The sequence below is a fragment of the Cupriavidus sp. 01L46 genome, assembly GCF_056399905.1.
In genome coordinates this window covers 1-932 of the sequence record NZ_JBFTSF010000645.1, presented here as the reverse complement: position 1 = coordinate 932, position 932 = coordinate 1, and the positions used below count along the sequence as shown (strand labels likewise).

Sequence of the window (932 nt, the reverse complement as noted above, 5' to 3'; positions counted from 1 at the left end):
GGTTGGCTCCCCGTGGCACTCCCGGAAGGCAGCCTTGCTCCGGGATGCGGACTCAGCGGCGCGAAAACGCCATGCACCACCCGTGAGGACTGATAAGGCCCTCCAGAATCTTGCAGGTGCCAGTTTCGGAATCCGGTGCTGTCGAGGGCCTGAACGAAGTACAGTCGGAGCACGATTTCCCATCCTTAGGGCTCTCCTGGTAGTGGAGCATCCCCTTCGTCGCGGAAGCGGCCTTGGCGGCAGGTGAGTGAATCGCGATCGGAATCAGAGCAATGGATCCGAGCATGATGGTGCCGCGACGAAGCAAGTTTCGGCGGGACAACGGTATGACTTTTTTCACGGTGTTTCCTCCCTGATACGGGCTCAGAACATGAACCACGCATAGAAGAACAGCGTGTTGTTATCCGCTGCGCGTCTGAGCGTCGAATCGTAGTTCGAGTGGCTACCATTGAACTTGGTATAGCCCGTATATTGAAGACCAAATCGGACGTTCATTTGCGGGTCAAAGGCAAACTTGAATTTCGGCCAATAGTTCAGCTCGACGAGATAGCCCGTCGTATCCGGCTTGCCTGTTGTCGTGCCAAATCTGGCGAAATCGGCGTCGCCCGTCACCTTGAATGCACCGGCGGTAATGCCATAGGTGCGGTCGAACAGATAGGTGATCTTCGCTCGGGTCGAACGCAGGCTCGAGCTGGGATTGTCATTGCTCCCGTTGGGAAAGCCGGATCGCCAGTCGGTTTTTTCGTGGATCATGGCGGCCTGTGCGCTGATGATGTGGCGATCATCCTTGCTGAAGAACTGGTATTGGGCATCGAAACCAAGATCGCGAAACCGGTCCGCGGGTGTTCCGCCGCTGTCCGGCACTTCGACCGAGGCAATGGTTCCAAAGTGGCCGATCATGAAGTTCTGGTGTTCATTGCCGATGGTATAAG

At 56.4% G+C, this 932-nt stretch carries 1 protein-coding gene and 1 pseudogene; both read right to left on the bottom strand.

Features of this window, described 5'->3' with window-relative positions; genetic code table 11:
* Positions 1 to 52: 52 nt before the first annotated feature.
* Entirely contained in the window at positions 53 to 211 is a 159-nt protein-coding gene (locus AC1DS3_RS39080; protein ID WP_441641592.1) for a high-potential iron-sulfur protein, read from the bottom strand.
* 152 nt (positions 212 to 363) lie between these two features.
* Positions 364 to 932: pseudogene (locus AC1DS3_RS39075) on the bottom strand (cytochrome C); the annotation flags it as partial.

Excerpts from the sequence above, each read along its gene's own strand:
- AC1DS3_RS39080 (WP_441641592.1), bottom strand. The coding sequence starts at position 211 with ATGCTCCACTACCAGGAGAGCCCTAAGGATGGGAAATCGTGCTCCGAC.